At 69.7% G+C, this 16,273-nt stretch carries 18 protein-coding genes; 3 read left to right on the top strand and 15 right to left on the bottom strand.

All coding sequences use genetic code 11. The features are described from left to right. Nucleotides 1-138: 138 nt before the first annotated feature. Complete coding sequence (gene dapA, locus OG430_RS36820) at nucleotides 139-1,044, top strand: 4-hydroxy-tetrahydrodipicolinate synthase (RefSeq protein ID WP_327356988.1); 906 nt, start codon at nucleotides 139-141, stop codon at nucleotides 1,042-1,044. A 72-nt stretch (nucleotides 1,045-1,116) separates the two neighbouring features. Here the strand turns inward: dapA and OG430_RS36815 are convergent, their stop codons facing one another. From OG430_RS36815 to OG430_RS36785, 7 genes are all read right to left on the bottom strand, one after another. Continuing rightward, nucleotides 1,117-2,349: a WD40 repeat domain-containing protein gene (locus OG430_RS36815; protein WP_327356987.1), complete on the bottom strand. Its 1,233-nt coding sequence runs from the start codon at nucleotides 2,347-2,349 to the stop codon at nucleotides 1,117-1,119. Further along, nucleotides 2,346-2,906: a SigE family RNA polymerase sigma factor gene (locus OG430_RS36810; protein WP_327356986.1), complete on the bottom strand. Its 561-nt coding sequence runs from the start codon at nucleotides 2,904-2,906 to the stop codon at nucleotides 2,346-2,348. Before OG430_RS36810 ends, OG430_RS36815 begins: the two co-directional genes overlap by 4 nt. 168 nt (nucleotides 2,907-3,074) lie before the next feature. Then, a complete protein-coding gene (gene dapD / locus OG430_RS36805) occupies nucleotides 3,075-4,064 on the bottom strand; it encodes a 2,3,4,5-tetrahydropyridine-2,6-dicarboxylate N-succinyltransferase (protein WP_327356985.1) in 990 nt (329 codons plus the stop codon). Between the two features lie 465 nt (nucleotides 4,065-4,529). Next, nucleotides 4,530-5,504, bottom strand: a complete 975-nt coding sequence (locus OG430_RS36800) for a CU044_5270 family protein (RefSeq protein WP_327356984.1) — start codon at nucleotides 5,502-5,504, stop codon at nucleotides 4,530-4,532. A 2-nt stretch (nucleotides 5,505-5,506) separates the two neighbouring features. Further along, entirely contained in the window at nucleotides 5,507-6,097 is a 591-nt protein-coding gene (locus OG430_RS36795) for an RNA polymerase sigma factor (RefSeq protein ID WP_327356983.1), read from the bottom strand. A gap of 110 nt (nucleotides 6,098-6,207) precedes the next feature. Beyond that, a complete protein-coding gene (locus OG430_RS36790; RefSeq protein WP_327356982.1) occupies nucleotides 6,208-6,750 on the bottom strand; it encodes a TetR/AcrR family transcriptional regulator in 543 nt (180 codons plus the stop codon). Between the two features lie 25 nt (nucleotides 6,751-6,775). Continuing rightward, nucleotides 6,776-7,096: a DMT family transporter gene (locus tag OG430_RS36785; protein WP_327356981.1), complete on the bottom strand. Its 321-nt coding sequence runs from the start codon at nucleotides 7,094-7,096 to the stop codon at nucleotides 6,776-6,778. A 199-nt stretch (nucleotides 7,097-7,295) separates the two neighbouring features. Between OG430_RS36785 and OG430_RS36780 the strand changes: the two genes are divergently transcribed. Further along, on the top strand, nucleotides 7,296-8,300 hold the full coding sequence (locus OG430_RS36780) for a hypothetical protein (RefSeq protein ID WP_327356980.1): 1,005 nt from the start codon (nucleotides 7,296-7,298) through the stop codon (nucleotides 8,298-8,300). Nucleotides 8,301-8,371: 71 nt separating this feature from the next. Beyond that, nucleotides 8,372-9,457: a hypothetical protein gene (locus OG430_RS36775; protein ID WP_327356979.1), complete on the top strand. Its 1,086-nt coding sequence runs from the start codon at nucleotides 8,372-8,374 to the stop codon at nucleotides 9,455-9,457. An 86-nt stretch (nucleotides 9,458-9,543) separates the two neighbouring features. On the opposite strand, the gene OG430_RS36770 is transcribed toward OG430_RS36775, so the two are convergent. The 8 genes from OG430_RS36770 to OG430_RS36735 form a co-directional block, all read right to left on the bottom strand. Further along, a complete protein-coding gene (locus OG430_RS36770) occupies nucleotides 9,544-9,882 on the bottom strand; it encodes a metal-sulfur cluster assembly factor (protein ID WP_327356978.1) in 339 nt (112 codons plus the stop codon). Then, a complete protein-coding gene (gene sufU, locus OG430_RS36765; protein WP_327356977.1) occupies nucleotides 9,879-10,340 on the bottom strand; it encodes a Fe-S cluster assembly sulfur transfer protein SufU in 462 nt (153 codons plus the stop codon). Before sufU ends, OG430_RS36770 begins: the two co-directional genes overlap by 4 nt. 16 nt (nucleotides 10,341-10,356) lie before the next feature. Further along, nucleotides 10,357-11,613 carry a cysteine desulfurase gene (locus tag OG430_RS36760; RefSeq protein ID WP_327356976.1) on the bottom strand — a complete coding sequence of 419 codons (1,257 nt, stop codon included), beginning with the start codon at nucleotides 11,611-11,613 and terminating at the stop codon, nucleotides 10,357-10,359. Then, on the bottom strand, nucleotides 11,610-12,374 hold the full coding sequence (gene sufC / locus OG430_RS36755) for a Fe-S cluster assembly ATPase SufC (protein ID WP_327356975.1): 765 nt from the start codon (nucleotides 12,372-12,374) through the stop codon (nucleotides 11,610-11,612). The genes OG430_RS36760 and sufC overlap by 4 nt, the downstream gene beginning before the upstream one ends. A gap of 6 nt (nucleotides 12,375-12,380) precedes the next feature. Then, the gene (locus OG430_RS36750) at nucleotides 12,381-12,701 is read right to left on the bottom strand and encodes a non-heme iron oxygenase ferredoxin subunit (protein WP_327356974.1); all 321 of its coding nucleotides are present in this window, start codon (nucleotides 12,699-12,701) and stop codon (nucleotides 12,381-12,383) included. Further along, nucleotides 12,701-13,879, bottom strand: coding sequence for a Fe-S cluster assembly protein SufD (gene sufD, locus OG430_RS36745; RefSeq protein ID WP_327356973.1), 1,179 nt, complete (start codon nucleotides 13,877-13,879; stop codon nucleotides 12,701-12,703). The genes OG430_RS36750 and sufD overlap by 1 nt, the downstream gene beginning before the upstream one ends. Before the next feature lie 91 nt (nucleotides 13,880-13,970). Next, a complete protein-coding gene (gene sufB / locus OG430_RS36740) occupies nucleotides 13,971-15,395 on the bottom strand; it encodes a Fe-S cluster assembly protein SufB (protein WP_327356972.1) in 1,425 nt (474 codons plus the stop codon). Beyond that, entirely contained in the window at nucleotides 15,392-16,162 is a 771-nt protein-coding gene (locus OG430_RS36735) for a helix-turn-helix transcriptional regulator (protein WP_327356971.1), read from the bottom strand. Before OG430_RS36735 ends, sufB begins: the two co-directional genes overlap by 4 nt. Between the last annotated feature and the right edge of the window lie 111 nt (nucleotides 16,163-16,273).

Below are 16,273 nucleotides of genomic sequence, written 5' to 3'. Positions count from 1 at the left end.
TGCCACCATCGTGGCCCATTCCCACGGGAGTTGGCACTAGTGCCTGCACTACCCTCCCCGCTATCCGTAGCACTACTAACCGATACCCTGAAGCAGAATTAAGTGGAGCTTCACCGATTTCGCACCGACACTGCAGACATGACCTCAGGCACGCCCGCACGCCCCGCCCCCTTCGGCCGCGCCGTCTGCGCGATGATCACGCCCTTCGCCGCCGACGGAGCCCTGGACCTCGACGGTGCCCAGCGCCTGGCCGAGCGCCTCGTGGACGAGGGCTGCGACGGCATCGTCCTGTCGGGCACCACCGGCGAGTCCCCCACCACGAGCGACGCCGAGAAGGCGGACCTGGTCCGGGCCGTGGTGGAGGCCGTGACCGGGCGGGCCAAGGTCACGGCGGGCGTCGGCACCGCGGACACCGCGCACACCACGGAGCTGGCCCGAGCGGCCGAAAAGGCGGGCGCGGACGGCCTGTTGGTGATCCCGCCCTACTACAGCCGGCCCCCGCAGGACGCCGTCGAGGCGCACTTCTGGGCGATCGCCGACTCGGTCGGCGTACCCGTGATGCTGTACGACATCCCGGGCCGCACCGGCGTCCGGATCGAGCCGGAGACCATGCTGCGGCTGGCGGACCATCCGCGGATCGCGGGCGTCAAGGACTGCGCGTACGACCTGCTCGGCAGCCAACGGGTACTGGCCCGCACGGAGTTGGCGTACTACGCGGGATGCGAGGAGTTCATCCTGCCGCTGTACGCGGTGGGCGGCACGGGGTTCGTCAGCACGGTCGCCAACGCCGCCCCGCGCCAACTGCGTTCGATCCTGGACGCGTTCGACGCGGGCGACACGGACGGGGCCGCCCGGGCGCAGCGCCGCGCCCTGCCCCTGATCGAGCTGATGATGGCGTCCGGCCTGCCCGGCGCGGTCACCGCGAAGGCACTGCTTGCCGCGCTCGGCCGGCCCTCGGGTCCGATGCGGGCACCGCTGCTGCCCGCGGGCCTGGAGGAGGCCCGCGGGCTGCTTGCGGAGTACGAGCGGCTGGCGGCTGCCTGACCGGCGGCCTCCGGCGCCTGGTGGCCGTCCGGCGCCTGGTGGCTGTCTGGAACGACTCCCAGGAACAGCTGCCTAGCGTGTGGCGAAGACCGGCTGCCAGCGGCCGTCCGCGCCGTCGTTCCCCTTGCGGGAGCCGCTCAGCGGAACGGTCTTGTCGCTGCCGATCGTGACGAGCACGAGCCCGTTGTGGAACTCGTTGTCGCCCTGCGCGATGTCCCAGGCGATGAGCCGCTTGTTGTCGACCCAGGCGAGCAGCTGCTGGCCGCGGATCTTGTGCAGGTGCTTGCCGGTGACCGGGTCGTTGATCCAGGAGGCCGTCGTCTTGGCACCGCCCGCGAAGTCGCCCGCCGCGAGCTTGCCGTTCGGGGACAGGCCGGCCTCGACGTACCTCAGGTGCTTCTCCTTCTCCGGCACGGCGGCCTCGTTGCCCTCGAAGTCGTAGTACTGCCTGCCGGGATTCGAAGCGACCCGGGAGTAGACCAGTTTGTCGTCCTCGCTGAAGGCGAAGTCCTCGCGGACGTTGATCCCGATGCCGAAGCCCTCGTCGTCCTCCGGGACCGCGACCTGGCTCCAGGAGCCCTCGCCGGAGCCGACGTCGATGACGTAGAAGCCGGTCCGGTCCGACTTCTGGTAATCCGGCATCCAGTCGTTCGGATTGTCGTCGCCGTCCGCGTCGCGGTCCTGCCGGAACCTCAGATCGGGGTTCTTGCTGTACGTCGTCGCGACCAGCTTGCTGCCGTCGGGCGAGAACTCGACGCCCGCGACGCCCCGGTCGACCGGGATCCAGCGCTCGACCTCGCCGGTGAGCAGGTTGAGCAGACCGATGCGCTTGGCGGGCAGGCCCTGTTCCAGGACGGCGGCGGTGCGCATGCCGGGGGCGACGTCGAGGAAGGACCACTTGGTGGTCTTCACGTACTTGCCGGTCTTCTGGTTCAGCAGGTGGTAAGTGCGCTTGGAGACACCCCGGTCGGCGGTCTCCTTGACGGTGGCCTGGGTGTAGTACGCGGCCAGCGCGGTGCTCCCCGCGGCGATCAGGTCGCGCGGCGGCGTCTGGTCCGGGTGGGCGATGATGTCGCTCCGGTCCAGCTGGCTGGCGAGCTTCGGCTCGTCCTTGCCGTCGTTCATGGCCGGCCCGGCCACCCCGACGGCGACGGCCACGGCGGTGGCCAGGGCGGCACCGGCGATGGTGCTGTTCCTGCGGCGGCGCCGGACCGCGAGCACACGGTTCGCGAAGTCGGGCGGCGCTGTCGTGGCCTGTGCGGCCTGCTCGCGCAGGGCGTCGCGTACGAGCTGATCCATGTTCACGGTCGTACCTCCACAGGCGAGAAGTCACGGGACGAAACGGGCTGTTCGTTCGCGCCGGGATCGAGCGCGGACAGCTCCGGCGCGAGGGCGCGCAGCTTGGCGAGCGAGCGGTGCGTGGTGGACCGCACCGTCCCCACCGAGCAGCCGAGGATCCGGGCCACGTCGGCCTCCGGCAGGTCCTCGAAGTAGCGCAGCACCAAAACGGTGCGCTGGCGCGCGGTGAGCCGGGCGAGGGCGCCGCGCATGACGAGGCGCAGCTCGACCGCGCCCGTCCCGTCCGCCTTGCCGTCGCGCTCCGGCAGCTCGGGGACGCTGAGTTCGCGCTTGCGCCACTTCAGCCGCCATCGGCTGACCTGCTGCCGGTAGAGGATCTGGCGTACGTACGCCTCGGGGTCGTCGATACGACGCCACCGCCCGGCGGCCTTGATCAGTGCGTTCTGCAACAGGTCCTCGGCGGCGTGCTGGTCTCCCCCGCTGAGCAGCACGGCCGTCTTCAGAAGCGCACTCGATCTGCCTGTCACGAACTCCCGGAAGCTTTCCTGGCCTTCCGCATCCATCTGCACCTTCAGTTGCTCAAGGGCCCCTTGCTTCCGGGACCCGCTACTCCTGGAGACGCGTCCGACGGCGCCCCGCTATGCCTGTGCCGGGCAATGTACTTACGGGCCCCGTACAACGAATGAGCGCCCTCCCCGAAGGGAAGGCGCTCAAATCGGTACAGATATGGATCAGTTGTGGCTGTGCAGCACGTCGTTCAGGCCGCCCCACACCGCGTTGTTCGGGCGGGCCTCGACCGCGCCGCTCACCGAGTTGCGGCGGAACAGGATGTTGGACGCGCCGGAGAGCTCGCGGGCCTTCACGATCTGGCCGTCGGGCATGGTCACGCGCGTACCGGCGGTGACGTACAGACCGGCCTCGACCACGCACTCGTCGCCGAGCGCGATACCGACACCGGCCTCGGCGCCGACCAGGCAGCGCTCGCCGATGACGATGCGGACGTTGCCGCCGCCGGACAGGGTGCCCATGGTGGAGGCGCCGCCGCCGATGTCGGAGCCGTCGCCGACCACGACGCCCGCGGAGATGCGGCCCTCGACCATCGACGTACCGAGCGTGCCGGCGTTGAAGTTCACGAAGCCCTCGTGCATGACCGTCGTGCCCTCGGCGAGGTGCGCGCCGAGCCGGACGCGGTCGGCGTCGGCGATGCGGACGCCCTTGGGGGCCACGTAGTCCGTCATGCGCGGGAACTTGTCGATGCTCGTCACGGCGAGGTGCAGGCCCTCGGCGCGGGCGTTGAGCCGCACCTTCTCGACGTCGTCGACGGCGACCGGGCCGAGCGAGGTCCAGGCGACGTTGGCGAGGAGGCCGAAGAGGCCGTCCAGGTTCTGGCCGTGCGGCTTGACCAGGCGGTGCGAGAGGAGGTGCAGGCGCAGGTACGCGTCGTGCGCGTCCAGCGGCTTGTCGTCGAGCGAGGCGATGACCGTACGGACGGCGACGATCTCCACGCCACGACGGGCGTCGGTGCCGAGGGCCTTGGCGGCGCCCTCACCGAGCAGCTCGACGGCGCGCTCGGCGCTCAGCTTCTCGGTGCCGGCGGGGCCCGGCTCGGCGACGAGCTCGGGGGCGGGGAACCAGGTGTCGAGAACGGTGCCGTCGGCGGTGATGGTGGCGAGGCCTGCGGCGACGGCGCCGGTGGTGCGTGTAGCAGTCGTGTCGGTCATGGGTGAAACCTAACCGGCCCGGGGCCGGGGAGGCGAACCGGTCTCATGGTGCGGCCAGGTGAGACGCGCCCGGCCGGGGCAATTCGGGTCAGGCACGTGCGATGCGAGCCTGCGGGAAGCCGGGCCGCACGCACACGACGGCCGATGCGTATGCGCCAGGCGCTCACCGCACGCGCGCGTGAGCCGCGATCCAGCACGGCCCGACCCGTACCCGCCAAGCACCACACCGCCCACGAAGAACCTCGCCGCGCACACGCGCAAGACCGCACGCACGCGCGGGCGCACACGCGTGGCCGCACACGCAGGGGTCGGGGACTGCGCTCCCCGCGCAGTCCCCGACCCCTGCACCCCCCGTCCCCCGTCCCCCGTCCCCCGCTACGCGGCCATCCGGCTCCCCCGTGGCCGCGCCCCGCTCGTGCCGTGTCGCCCGCCTCCCCCGGGCGCGGGCCACACGGCACGGGCCCGTCAGCTGCGGTCGCCCTTCTTGTCCACCACGCTCACGCCGGTGGATGCCGAGCTCGAGACGATGTCGCCGGCCTTCCACGGCCGGTCGGGGAGGTCACTGTCCGGGTACTTCTCGCTGTAGTCCTTGGCCACGACCCACCGGCTGCCTGCGTAGAAGTACGTCTCGGGGTACAGCAGGATCTCGTCGCGCATGACGGCCTGCTTCCCAAGGTTCAGGCCGACGGCGATGACCTTGCGCCCCGCCGCGTCCTTCACCAGGTGGTCGGTGACCTCGATGCCCGGCAAGGTGGCCAGCGCCCGGTACAACTTGGCGAGACCCGCCCCGTCCAGGCCGGACACCGGCGACCCGATGAGCACGCTCAACGCGCGGAAGTTGTGCGCCGCCTCCGACTTATGAGACCTCTTGTCGCTCGGATAGGCCTTGCGGACCGCGGCCAGGATCGCCTGGGGATCGTCCGGCAACTCGGTGATGATCTTGTACTGCTCCCGCATCGAGCGGTCGTCGCCCTCCTTGCCGTTCTCGAAGTCGGGGTCGGCCCAGCGGTACCAGCTCTCGCTCTTCTCGGGCTTGACGGGCACCCCGTCGTCGGGCCAGCCGCCCGAACCGGCGTCGACCTGCTCGACGTAGAGCCACTGGTCGTCGCGCGGGACACCTTCCTTGAAGCCCTGCACGGACCGGGCCGCCCGCTCGAGCACCTCCGCCGTGTCACCCAGGCCCGCGGTCTCGCTCGCCGCGACATCCGACTTCCCGGCGGGCGGCGCGGCGCCGTCACCGAGGTTCACGGCGAGCAGCGCCGCGGCGGTCACGGCCGCGGCCGCGCCTGCCGCCGCGAGCCGCCAGTCGAGCCGCATCCGCCGGGCCCGGGAGGGCTTGGCCGTCGCATCGGTGAGCCGCTTGCGGCCCGCCGCGAGCCGGGCCCGGTCCGGGGTGGGCGCATCGGCGCGCAGCTCACGCACCTTCGTCAACTCGTCCATGACTACGCCACCTCCGTGGTGTCGACGACGAAAGCGGGATCGGCACCGAGCGCGCTGCGCACCTTGCGCCGTGCCCGGTTCAGCCGCGACCGCACGGTCCCGAGGGGAATGCCGAGCGCCTCGGCGACTTCCGGATAGGTGAGATCGGCCCACGCCACGAGCAGCAGCACATGCCGGTCCCCGGCGGAGAGTTCGGCGAGCGCGCCCGCGAGCGGCGCCTGCGCGGCCTCGGCGACGACCCGGCTGTCGGCCCGCTCGACCCAGGATTCGGCGACCGGGTCGGTGCCGGTGCGGGCCAGCGCCCGGAGCGCCCTGACCTCGGAACGCCGTTGCTTGCCGATGAGGTTCGCGGCTATCCCGTACAGCCAGGGCCTGGCGTTGTCGCGCGCCAGGTCGTAGCGGGCCCGGGTGCGGAAGGCGATCAGGAAGGTCTCGGCCGTGAGGTCGTCCGCGCTCCCGTCGCCGAGCCGTCGCGCGGCATAACGGTGGATGTCGGGCGCGTAGAGGTCGTAGAGGCGCGCGAAGATCTCGGGCTGCTCCAGCGACTGACGGACGACATCCGCGTCGCCCACCACCGTGGGTGGTCCGTTCACTTGGCCTCCGTAGACGTGCGTGGAGTGTGGTGCACACCCCCTGTTACCCGCACGGCGCCGAGCAGTTCACGCGGTACGCCCCGGGACCGGCCGAGGCAGGCCGGCCCCGGTCAGGCCCGCCCCATCAGCCGGCCGATCATCTCCCGCGTATACGCCTCGTCATACGTCCCCCCGGTCAGCAGCACCTGCAGACAGACCCCGTCGAGCAATGCCACCACCGCCCGGGCCGTGACCGCGTCGGTCCGCCGTTCCAGCAGCTCCGCGACGCCTTCGCACCACTCGGCGGCGACCGGCCGCAGCGCGGGCCTGCGCAGGGCCGCCAGATAGAGCTCGTACTCGAGCTCCACGCCCGTGCGGTCCCCGCCGAGCCACTCCCCCGTGACCGCCGCCAGCTCTGCCGCGAGATCCGCCTGCGGGTCCTCCAGCGCGCCGTGGTTCTGGACGGCCTTGGCGAAGCCCTCGTTCGTCTGCCGCAGCGCCGCGACCATCAGGTCGTCGAGGGTCTTGAAGTGGTACGTCGTCGAGCCGAGCGGCACATCGGCCTCGGCCGCCACCGAGCGATGGCTCAGCCCGGCGATGCCCTTGCGGCCCACCACCCGGATCGCCGCGTCGATGATCCGCTGCTGCCGCTCGGGGTCGTACCGCCGTGCCATCAGCGCGCTCCGCCCGGGTTGTCCATCAGTGTGCTCCGCCCAGATTGAGAAGGATGACGCCGGCGATCACGAGCACGATCCCGGCGAGCTTGGCGGCCCCCATCGACTCGCCCAGGAACAGCATGCCGATCGCCGCGACGGCCGCGGTACCCACCCCGGCCCAGATCGCATAGGCGGTCCCGACCTGCATGGACTTCAGGGTCTGCGCGAGCAGCGTGAAGGCGAGCAGATAGCCGGCGACCGTGCCGAGCGAGGGCCACAGCCGGGAGAACCCCTCGCTGTACTTCATGGCCGTCGTCCCGGCCACCTCCGCCGCGATGGCCGCGGCCAGCAGTCCATATCCCATGTGTACGAGTGTACGCATCGTTGCGTACGCCCGTACACAGAACGGATCAAGAAGCCGCGCACGGGACTTAGGAATCCGCAGCGAGGGACCTTCGCCCCGCGCCCCCGAGCACCGCGCCCTGCCTACCGTTGAACGATTTGCCCGAATCCCACCCTCGGGCAGGAGAACTTCCCTCGCGATCAAGGACGGACCGGACCTCATGGCGTACGACACCGGGCAGAGCGGCACGGCACAGTGCGGGGTGATCCCGCTCCGGCCGCTCGCGTTCGCCGATGTGCTGCGCGGCATGTTCCGGACGGCCGTCGGCTACTGGCGCCAGCTGATCGTGCTGAGCCTGGCCGTCTTCCTCGTGTCGTACGCGCTCATCCACGGAGCCGTCACCGTCGCCTTCCACTCCGTCGGCGACCAGGCCCAACTGCTGCTCGAGGACGGCACGGTGGGCGGACCGCTCCTCGTCGTCGGCGGTGTGGTCCTCCTCGGCACCATGGCCGTCACCGCCTTCGCCGTCACGCTGGTCCACTCGATCTGCGCGGTCGTGGTGCGGCACGCGGTCCTCGGCGGCCCGCTGACCGTGCGGGAGACCTGGAGCCGTGCGCTGGTCCGGCTGCTCGCTGTGTTCGCCGCCCTCTCGGCACCGATGCTGACGGCGTTCGTCGTGCTGGTCGCCGTGTTGGTCCTCGTCCTGTACGCGGGCCCCGGCGGCCTGGTCCTCCTGCCGCCCGCCGTGCTGTTCCTGGTCTGGATCTGGGCCCGCTGGAGCCTGGCGCCGGCCGCCGTCGTCTTCGAGGGAGCCGGGCCGCTGACCGCGCTGCGGCGCTCCGCCCGTCTGGTGCGCGGGTCCTGGTGGCGGGTGTTCGCGATCAGCCTGCTCTTCCTGGTCGTCGCGAACGTCGGGGCCTACGCCATCGGCCTGCCCTTCGAAATGGCCCAGTCGGCGACCACACTGGTGGACGGGGCGGACGGGGCCGGGGTGCCGGCCGACGACGGCCTCTGGCTCACCCGGGACTTCGGCGTCGGCGGGCTGCTCACCCTGCTCGGGCCCGCCGTGGCCGCGACGCTCAGCACGCTCCTCCCGCAACTGGCGTCCACCCTGCTCTACGTCGACCGGCGCCTGCGCACCGAGAGCCTGGCGCCCGTGCTGGCCGCTGCGGCGTACGTACCGCCGGAGCCCGTACGCGACCCAGAGCCCGCGCACACCGCCTGACGCCCGCCTCAGGAGGCCGCTGTGGCCTGGGCTAACGTATGCCGGTCACAAGGGGTGAGGGAGGGGTCGAAATGTCTCACACAGGGTGGGGACCTCAAGGTCAGCAGGGTCCGCACGCAGGCCCGCCGGGCTGGGGCTGGGGCCCTCCGCCGCCACCTGCCGCTCCGCAGCCAGGCGTCATACCCCTGGCCCCGCTGGATCTCGGCGGGATATTCAACGGCGCGTTCCGCACGATGGGCCGCTACGCCAAGCCGCTGTTCGGCGTCCTCGGCGCGGCCTGCGCCGTGCTCGCCGTCCTGGTCGCGGGCGCGCTGACCGCCGCCTACCTCGCGGTCAGTGACGAGCTCGACGTCATCGCCCGGCTCGACGAGGACAGCACCTGGCCGAGCGAGGCCGGCAGGTCCGTCGTCATAGCCTTCGCGATCGCCGGGGCGGTGTGCCTGCTGGCCGCGATCGTGGTCAACTGCTTTGTCTCTGCGGCCGGTCCGGCGGTCCTGGAGAACGCGGTGCTCGGACGTCCGGTGAGCTTCAGGGTCATCTGGCGGCGGGCCTGGGCGCGGACGCCGTCGGTGCTCGGCGTGGGTGTGCTCCTCGGCCTGCTGATCGCCGGTCCGGTCGCACTGCTCGCGGGCCTCGGCGTCCTCATGGTCCTCCTCAACGCGGCGGGCGGCGGCAGCCCGCTCTGGGGGATCGTCCCGTTCGTTCTGCTGCAGATGGCCGCGGTACCGCTCGCGGCCTGGCTGGCCGTGCGTTACAGCCTCGCGCCCTCGGCGGCCGTCCTGGAGTCGGCGGGGCCCGTGACGGCGATGCGCCGGTCGGCCCGGCTGATGCGCGGGGCCTGGTGGCGGACGTTCGGCATTCTGGCGCTCAGCGGGCTCGTGGTGGGCACGGCCTCGACGGTCATCCGGCTCCCGCTCCAGATCGTCACCATGCAAGGCGCGCTCGCCGGCATCGGCACCCCGGACGAAGCAAGCCGGACGCTCGTCGAGGTGCTGCCCCAACTGGGCGTGCTCCTGGTGGTGTCCGCCGTCCTCAACGTCCTCATCCAGACCGCGGCCACGACGTTCATGCAACTGGTCGCGGGACTGCTCTACATCGACCGGCGCATCCGCAACGAGGGGCTTGCCGACACCCTCGCCCAGGCGGCCGACCGCTGAGACAGCGCAAGTTGGGCCCCGCACCAATCCGGTGCGGGGCCCAACTCACTTGCGTACAAAGAAAAGTACGGCTGCGTACAACGAACTCAGACGTTGAACCCGAGCGCCCGAAGCTGCTCCCGGCCCTCGTCCGTGATCTTGTCCGGGCCCCACGGCGGCATCCAGACCCAGTTGATCCGGAGCTCGTTGACGATGCCGTCGGTGGCTGACTTCGCCTGGTCCTCGATGACGTCGGTCAGCGGGCAGGCCGCGGACGTGAGCGTCATGTCGATCGTGGCGATGTTGGCGTCATCGACGTGAATGCCGTAGATGAGGCCGAGGTTGACGACGTCGATGCCCAACTCGGGGTCGACGACGTCGTACAGCGCCTCCCGCACCTCTTCTTCGGAGGCGGGCTTCAGCGTCGCGGTCTCGTTCTCGCTCATGCGGTCTTCCTCTCGGACTCGCCCAGCGCCTGGGCGGTCGCGTCCTTCCACGCCATCCAGCTCAGCAGAGCACACTTCACACGCGCGGGGTACTTGGAGACACCGGCGAACGCGACGGCGTCCTCCAGGATCTCCTCCATCGCGTCGTCGGGCTCGATCTTGCCCTTGGACTGCATCAGTTCCAGGAAGGTGCCCTGGATCTTCTGCGCCTCGGCGAGCTCCTTGCCGACCAGGAGGTCGTTGAGGACCGAGGCCGAGGCCTGGCTGATGGAGCAGCCCTGGCCCTCGTACGACACGTCCGCGACGCGGTCGCCGTCGTACTTCACGCGGAGCGTGATCTCGTCGCCGCACGTCGGGTTGACGTGGTGCACCTCGGCGTCGCCGTCCCGCAAGCCCCGGCCGTGCGGGTGCTTGTAGTGGTCCAGGATGACGTCCTGGTACATCGAATCCAGCTTCACGTTCTCAGCCAGCCCTTCAGCCGAAGAAGTTCCGTACGTGCTCCAGGCCGTCGACCAGGGCATCGACCTCGGCCTGCGTGGAGTACAGATAGAACGACGCTCGCGTGGTCGCAGGAATTCCGTACCGCAGGCAGACCGGCCGCGCGCAGTGGTGTCCCACGCGCACCGCGATGCCCTGCTCGTCGAGGACCTGGCCCACGTCGTGCGGGTGGATGTCGCCGAGCGTGAAGGAGATCGCCGCGCCGCGGTCCTCGGCCGTGACGGGGCCGATGATGCGCAGGTCCGGCACCTCCAGGAGGCGCTTGACGGCGTACTCGGTGATCGCGTGCTCGTGGCGCGCGATGTTCTCCATGCCGATCGAGGTGAGGTAGTCCACGGCCGCGCCGAGGCCGACGGCCTGGGCGATCGGGGGCGTACCCGCCTCGAACTTGTGCGGCGCGGGAGCGTACGTCGACGAGTGCATCGACACGGTCTCGATCATCTCGCCGCCGCCGAGGAACGGCGGCAGGTCCTCGAGGAGCTCCTGCCGTCCCCACAGGACACCGATGCCGGTCGGGCCGCACATCTTGTGGCCGGTGAAGGCCACGAAGTCGGCCTGCAGCGCCTGCACGTCCAGCGGCATGTGCGGCGCGGCCTGCGAGGCGTCGAGCAGCACCAGGGCGCCGACCTCCTGGGCGCGGCGCACGATGGCCTCGACCGGGTTGACGGTGCCCATGATGTTGGAGACCAGCGTGAAGGAGACGATCTTCGTCTTCTCCGTGATGATCTCGTTCATGTTGGAGAGGTCGAGACGGCCGTCGTCCGTGAGGCCGAACCACTTCAGCTTCGCGCCGGTGCGCTGCGAGAGCAGCTGCCACGGAACGATGTTGGAGTGGTGCTCCATCTCCGTGATGACGATCTCGGTCTCGTGGTCCACGCGGTAGGGCTCGTCGGCCCAACCCAGCATGTTCGCCACGAGGTTGAGCGACTCCGAGGCGTTCTTGGTGAAGATGACCTCGTTGCGCGAGGGCGCGTTGATGAACTCCGCGACCTTGTCACGGGCGCCCTCGTACAGCGCCGTGGCCTCCTCGGCGAGGACATGCACGCCACGGTGGACGTTGGCGTTGTGCTGCTCGTAGTACTCGGTGAGTGCGTCGAGCACCTGGCGCGGCTTCTGGGAGGTCGCGGCGTTGTCCAGGTAGACGAGCTTCTTGCCGTCGTGGAGCACCCGATCCAGGATCGGGAAGTCCTTGCGGATTGCCTCGGTGTCGAGGAGGCCAGGCAGCTGTGTCACGCAGATACGCCGCCCTTCGTGTACTTCTCGTAGCCCTCGGCCTCGAGGGTGTCGGCCAGCTCGGGGCCGCCGGACTCGACGATCTTGCCCGCCGAGAAGACGTGCACGAAGTCGGGCTTGATGTAGCGCAGGATGCGGGTGTAGTGCGTGATCAGCAGGGTGCCGACCTCACCGGTCTCGCGGACGCGGTTGACGCCCTCGGAGACGGTGCGCAGGGCGTCGACGTCGAGGCCGGAGTCGGTCTCGTCGAGGATCGCGATCTTCGGCTTGAGGAGCTCCATCTGCAGGATCTCGTGGCGCTTCTTCTCACCGCCGGAGAAGCCCTCGTTGACGTTGCGCTCGGCGAAGGCCGGGTCCATCTGGAGCTGCTCCATCGCACCCTTGACCTCCTTCACCCAGGTACGCAGCTTGGGGGCCTCGCCGCGGATCGCCGTCGCCGACGTACGCAGGAAGTTGGAGACCGAGACGCCGGGGACCTCGACCGGGTACTGCATGGCGAGGAACATGCCGGCGCGGGCGCGCTCGTCGACGGACATCTCGAGGACGTCCTCGCCGTCGAGGGTCACGGTGCCGCTGGTGATCGTGTACTTCGGGTGACCGGCGATGGAGTAGGCGAGCGTCGACTTGCCGGAGCCGTTGGGGCCCATGATGGCGTGCGTCTCGCCCTGCTTCACGGTCAGGTCGACACCCTTGAGGATTTCCTTGGTGCCGTTCTCGACCTCGACGGTGACGTGCAGGTCGCGGATTTCAAGCGTTGCCATGGTGCCTCAGGACTCCTGTGTGACGGAGACGAGCACATCGTCCCCTTCGATCTTTACGGGGTATACGGGGACGGGGCGCGTCGCGGGAAGGCTGTCGGGCTTGCCGGTACGCAGGTCGAAGCTGGAGCCGTGCAGCCAGCACTCGATGTGGCAGTCTTCGACCTCGCCCTCCGAGAGCGACACGTTCGCGTGCGAGCAGATGTCGTTGATCGCGAACACCTCGCCCTCGGTCTTGACGAGGGACACCGGCGTGCCGTCGAGTTCCACCCGCTTCGGGGTGTCCTCCTCCAGCTCGCTCAGCGCACACGCCTTGACGAAGTCCGACATCAGACGGACGCCTCCAGCTCGGCCTCGATCTTGGCGATGAGGCGCTCCTCGATGTCGGGGACACCGATCTGCTGGACCAGCTCGGTGAAGAAGCCACGGACCACGAGGCGGCGGGCCTCGTCGGCCGGGATGCCTCGGGCCTGCAGATAGAAGAGCTGCTCGTCGTCGAAGCGGCCGGTCGCGGAGGCGTGGCCCGCGCCGACGATCTCGCCGGTCTCGATCTCCAGGTTCGGCACGGAGTCGACGCGGGCGCCGTCGGTCAGAACCAGGTTGCGGTTCATCTCGTACGTGTCCGTGCCCTCGGCGGCGGCCTCGATGAGGACGTCGCCGATCCAGACGGCGTGTGCCTGCTCGCCCTGCAGTGCGCCCTTGTAGACGACGTTGGACTTGCAGTTCGGGACGTTGTGGTCGACCAGGAGGCGGTGCTCCTGGTGCTGGCCGGCGTCCGTGAAGTACAGGCCGAGCAGCTCGGCCTCGCCGCCGGGACCCGCGTACGTGACGCGCGGGTGGATGCGGACGACGTCGCCGCCGAAGGTCACGACGACCGACTTGAAGGTGGCGTCGCGGCCGATCTTCGCGTTGTGCTGGGAGCAGTGGACGGTGGTGTCGTCCCAGTCCTGCACGGACACGAAGGTGACCTTGGCGCCGTCCCCGATGTTGAAGTCGAGGTTGGCGGCGCGCACCGCGTCACCGGTGTGGTCGATGACGATGACGACCTCGGCGAAGGCGCCGATCTCGAAGACGGTGTGGCCGAAGGTGGTGCCGCCCTCGCCGTGCAGGGTGACCCGCACCGGCTCGGTCAGCACGGCCTCCTTCGGGACGGTGATCACCGTGGCCTTCTCGAAGGACGAGAACGCCTGCGCGGCGACGCGGTCCACCGGGGTGCCCGCCTTGCCGATGCGCTCGTCGTCGCGGGAGACGGCCTCGACGGTGACGCCCTCGGGGGCGTTGATCTCCGCCTTCATCGCGCCGTCGGCCTTCGCGGTGCCGTCGTGCAGCCCCTTGAGGCGCTCGAGCGGGGTGAACCGCCACTCCTCCTCGCGGCCGTGCGGGACCGGGAAGTCCGCGACGTCGAAGGACGGGGGCGCGCTCATGCGGGTGGCGACGGTGGACTCGGCGGCCACCGCGACGGCGCCTGCCGTCGTGGAGCCCCCGGGGATGTTCTGAGCCTCAGCCATGGCTGTCGTAGTGCTCTCTTCCTGGATAAGACGTGTAGCTGCTGGTACTTCGGGCGGCCGGCCAGTCGGGATTGGCCGGCCCGGGCCGGTGTTAACCGACCGCGCCCTCCATCTGCAGCTCGATCAGCCGGTTGAGCTCAAGGGCGTACTCCATGGGCAGCTCCTTGGCGATCGGCTCGACGAAGCCGCGCACGATCATGGCCATGGCCTCGAACTCGGTCAGACCGCGGCTCATCAGGTAGAAGAGCTGGTCGTCGGAGACCTTGGAGACGGTGGCCTCGTGCCCCATGGACACGTCGTCCTCGCGGACGTCCACGTACGGGTACGTGTCCGAGCGGGAGATCGTGTCGACGAGCAGCGCGTCACAGAGCACGTTGGACTTCGAGCCGTGCGCGCCCTCGCCGATCTCGACCAGACCGCGGTACGAGGTACGGCCGCCACCACGGGCCACCGACTTCGACACGATGTTGGAGGACGTGTTCGGCGCCATGTGGACCATCTTGGAGCCGGCGTCCTGGTGCTGGCCCTCGCCCGCGAAGGCGATGGACAGGGTCTCGCCCTTGGCGTGCTCGCCCATCAGGTAGACGGCCGGGTACTTCATGGTGACCTTGGAGCCGATGTTGCCGTCGATCCACTCCATGGTCGCGCCCTCGTACGCCACGGCGCGCTTGGTGACCAGGTTGTAGACGTTGTTCGACCAGTTCTGGATGGTCGTGTAACGGCAGCGGGCACCCTTCTTCACGATGATCTCGACGACCGCGGAGTGCAGCGAGTCCGAGGTGTAGATCGGCGCGGTGCAGCCCTCGACGTAGTGGACGTAGGCGTCCTCGTCGACGATGATCAGCGTCCGCTCGAACTGGCCCATGTTCTCCGTGTTGATACGGAAGTAGGCCTGAAGCGGGATCTCGACCTGCACGCCCTTCGGCACGTAGATGAAGGAGCCGCCGGACCAGACCGCGGTGTTCAGCGACGCGAACTTGTTGTCGCCGACCGGGATGACCGTGCCGAAGTACTCCTTGAAGAGCTCCGGGTGCTCCTTGAGCGCGGTGTCGGTGTCGAGGAAGATGACGCCCTGCTCCTCCAGGTCCTCACGGATCTGGTGGTAGACGACCTCCGACTCGTACTGGGCCGCGACACCGGCGACGAGGCGCTGCTTCTCCGCCTCCGGGATGCCGAGCTTGTCGTACGTGTTCTTGATGTCCTCCGGCAGGTCCTCCCACGACTGGGCCTGCTTCTCGGTGGACCGCACGAAGTACTTGATGTTGTCGAAGTCGATGCCCGACAGGTCGGAGCCCCAGTTCGGCATGGGCTTCTTGTCGAACAGCCGCAGCCCCTTGAGGCGCAGCTTCAGCATCCACTCCGGCTCGCTCTTCTTGCTGGAGATGTCGCGGACGACGTCCTCGTTCAGTCCGCGCTTGGCGGCCTGACCGGCGGCGTCGGAGTCGGCCCAGCCGTACTCGTAGTTGCCCAGACCCTCGAGCTCAGGGTGAGCGGTCTCCTCGATGGGCAGAGTCATGCGGGGTTCCTCCCGGCCGTGCTTGCAGATGCTGTGGTGGGCTGTGATGGATCGGGGCTGGTCTCTTTGCGGGGAATGAACGTCGTGCAGACGCCGTCCCCGTGAGCGATGGTGGCCAGTCGCTGCACATGGGTGCCGAGCAGACGGCTGAAGAACTCCGTCTCCGCCTCGCAGAGCTGCGGGAACTGCTCGGCGACATGAGCGACCGGGCAGTGGTGCTGACACAGCTGCTCGCCGACCGGTGCGCTACGCGCTGTAGCAGCGTACCCGTCGGCCGTCAGAGCCTTGGCCAGGGCCTCTGCCCGCCGGTCGGGGGCCGCGGCGTCCAGGGCCTCCTGGTATCCGGCGGCCTGCGAGGCGAGCCGGGCCCGGGCGAAGGCGGCGACGGCGGCCTCGCCGAGCTCTCCGCCGCCCGCGGACTGGGAGATCCAGCGCAGGGCCTCGGCGGCCAGCTTGTCGTAGGACTGGTCGAAGGCGTCCCGGCCGCAGTCGGTCAGGGCGAACACCTTCGCGGGGCGGCCACGGGTGCGGGCGCCGTAAACGCGCTGTTCACGGGGTTCTACGACATCGTCGGCGGCCAGTGCGTCGAGGTGCCGGCGGACGGCTGCCTGGGTCAGGCCGAGGCGGCCCGCGAGATCGGCGACGGTGGACGGGCCGTGGTCCAGGATGGAGCGCGCGACGCGGTTGCGCGTGCTGCGCTCACCGGTCGCGAGTTCCTCCTGCGGGGCACCCGAGGGAGCCGCCTGAGCCTCGCCAACGTTTTTCACAACGCCATTGTTGCGTAATTCTTCTGGCCCCGACAACCCGCGATCGAGGCCACCGGCGGTGGCCTCGATCACTAAGGGTTACCTAATATGCGTACGTTTCTACGGCGTGCG

It is taken from the genome of Streptomyces sp. NBC_01304, assembly GCF_035975855.1.
GTDB lineage: Bacteria > Actinomycetota > Actinomycetes > Streptomycetales > Streptomycetaceae > Streptomyces.
This window is presented reverse-complemented; position numbering and strand designations above follow the sequence as displayed.